Source organism: Actinoplanes aureus, assembly GCF_015704865.1.
In the GTDB taxonomy this organism is placed as follows: Bacteria; Actinomycetota; Actinomycetes; order Mycobacteriales; family Micromonosporaceae; genus Actinoplanes; species Actinoplanes aureus.
The window spans coordinates 1-2,279 of the sequence record NZ_JADQTO010000081.1; the positions used below are offsets into that span (position 1 = coordinate 1).

The 2,279-nt window shown below is 68.0% G+C and carries 2 protein-coding genes and 1 tRNA gene; 2 read left to right on the forward strand and 1 reads right to left on the reverse strand.

Annotated elements, in window-relative coordinates:
• Positions 1-181 precede the first annotated feature (181 nt).
• Positions 182-556 (reverse strand): MarR family winged helix-turn-helix transcriptional regulator, encoded by a 375-nt coding sequence (locus I4J89_RS48960; RefSeq protein ID WP_196421085.1) that lies wholly within the window; start codon positions 554-556, stop codon positions 182-184.
• 100 nt (positions 557-656) lie between these two features.
• On the opposite strand from I4J89_RS48960, the gene I4J89_RS48965 reads away from it, so the two are divergent.
• Both I4J89_RS48965 and I4J89_RS48970 read left to right on the forward strand, forming a co-directional pair.
• Entirely contained in the window at positions 657-2,102 is a 1,446-nt protein-coding gene (locus I4J89_RS48965) for an MFS transporter (protein WP_309238813.1), read from the forward strand.
• 54 nt (positions 2,103-2,156) lie between these two features.
• Positions 2,157-2,230: transfer RNA gene (locus I4J89_RS48970), tRNA-Met, on the forward strand.
• Positions 2,231-2,279: the final 49 nt, after the last annotated feature.

Consider the following 2,279-nt stretch of genomic DNA (forward strand, 5'->3'; position numbering starts at 1 on the left):
CGCTTGCGCATCCGTCAGGTCCCCGGGGCCGAGCCCGGGATCCCGCGTTGCGGTGGGTGCGGTGGGTGGGGTCGCTTGCGCATCCGTCAGGTCCCCGGGGCCGAGCCCGGGATCCCGCGTCGCGGTGGTTGCGGTGGGTGGGGTCGCTTGCGCTAGCCCGCACGTCCTCGAGCTCTGCCTGTCAGGTGGCTAGGTGTTTTGCCAGGACCTGTAGGTGGGTGGGGCGGGCCTGGGTATGGCGGGTTAGGCCTTCCTCTGTCAGTTGGACGAAGATGCCTCGGCGGTCTCGGTCGCAGTGGGTGCGTTCGACCAGGCCGGCGTTCACCAGGCGGGTTACGGTGCGGGACAGGGCGCTCTGGCTCAGGTACATGGTGTCGGCCAGATCTTGCATGCGGCGCTTGTCACAGTCTTGGGTGGTGAGACGGTCTAGCGTCTCGTATTCACTCAGCGTGAGGCCGTGGTTTTCGTGGAGTGCCCGTTCTAGGTGGGACGCGACCTCGTTGTAGCAGGTCAGCAGCGAACGCCACCGATCTGTGAGGGCTGCTTCGGGCTCCATGGGGGGCATCTTATCCAGTGGCGCGGTCATATGCACGTGGGAAAATTGTGTGTGCATCTTATGCGTGGACATTAGATGCGCGTGCATCTAACGTCGCGGCGTGACTATCACCGAATCGCTTACCGGTTCCGGCTCTGTGAAGCCCAGTGCGGGCGCCGTCGGGGAGCAACGCTGGACATTGCGGCTGTGGGGCGTGCTTGCGGTGTTGTGCGCCGTGCTCTTTCTCGATGGTCTGGACGTCTCGATGGTCGGCGTGGCGCTGCCATCGATCGGCGCTGAACTCGGGCTGTCTACGGCCGGGCTCCAGTGGATCGTCAACGGTTATGTTCTTGGCTACGGCGGTCTGTTGCTGCTGGGCGGGCGCACCGCGGACCTCTTCGGTCGGCGCCGGGTGTTCCTCATCGCGCTCGCCGTCTTCACCGTGGCCTCGCTGATCGGCGGGCTTGTGGACGACGGTGCGCTGCTCATCGCCACCCGGTTCATCAAGGGCCTGGCGGCGGCCTTCACCGCGCCGACCGCGATGAGCATCCTCACCACGACATTCGCCGAAGGCCCGGCCCGCAACCGGGCGCTCTCGATCTTCACGGTCTTCGGTGCCAGCGGATACTCGTCCGGCCTCATCCTCGGCGGCATGCTCACCAGCCTCGGCTGGCGGTGGACCTTCCTGGTGCCCGTACCGCTCGCCCTCGCCGCGCTCGCCGCCGGCTACGCGCTCATCCCGCGCGACCGCCCGGCCGCCGACGGCGGCCACGACCTGATCGGCGCGACCACACTCACCGCGGGCATGCTCCTCGCCGTGTACGCCGTCGTCACCGCACCCGAACGCGGCCTCCTCGACCCGGTGACGATCGGCATCGCCGTGCTCGCGGTCGTCCTGCTGATCGGCTTCGTCGTCGCCGAGAACCGGGTACGCCACCCACTGGTCCGCCTCGGCATCTTCCGGGTCGGCTCGATCGTCCGCGCCAACGTGAGCATGATCAGCCTGATGGGCTCGTACGTCAGCTTCCAGTTCATGATGACCCTGTACCTGCAGGACGTCCTGCACTGGGAACCGCTCCGGATGGCGCTGGCGCTGCTGCCCGCCGGCCTGCTGGTCGCGTTCAGCTCGCCGTTCATGGGCCGCCTCATCGACCGGTGGGGCACGGCACCGCTGATCGTCACCGCCATGGTGTCGCTCAGCGCCGGCTACGTCTGGTTCCTCGCCACCGCCGGCAACCGGCCCGGATATCTGCTCACCATCCTCCCGGCCATGCTCCTGCTCGGCGGCGGCTTCGCGTTCGGCTTCAGCTCGATCATGGCGCAGGCCACCGACGGCATCGACGACTCCGAACAGGGCCTCGCCTCCGGCCTCGTGCAATCCTCCGGCCAGGTTGGCACCGCACTCGTGCTCGCCGTCGTCACCGCACTGGTGGCCACCGCCACCACCGCGGGCGGCTTCGCTCCGTTCCGGCCGGGCGTCGGACTGGTCACCGTGGTGGCCGTGGCAGGGCTCGTGCTCAACCTCGTACCCCTGCTTCTCCGCAGGTCACAGCCCCGCCGAGCCTGACAGAGGGGGCGGTGCAACCGCCCGGCGAGCCACGAGCTAAGCTTTACCTACCGACGCGGGGTGGAGCAGCTCGGTAGCTCGCTGGGCTCATAACCCAGAGGTCGCAGGTTCAAATCCTGTCCCCGCTACGAGGTTCTGGGGCCCCCTGTTCGCGGAAAGCGCGAACTGGGGGCCCTC

Excerpts from the sequence above, each read along its gene's own strand:
- I4J89_RS48960 (WP_196421085.1), bottom strand. The coding sequence starts at position 556 with ATGGAGCCCGAAGCAGCCCTCACAGATCGGTGGCGTTCGCTGCTGACC.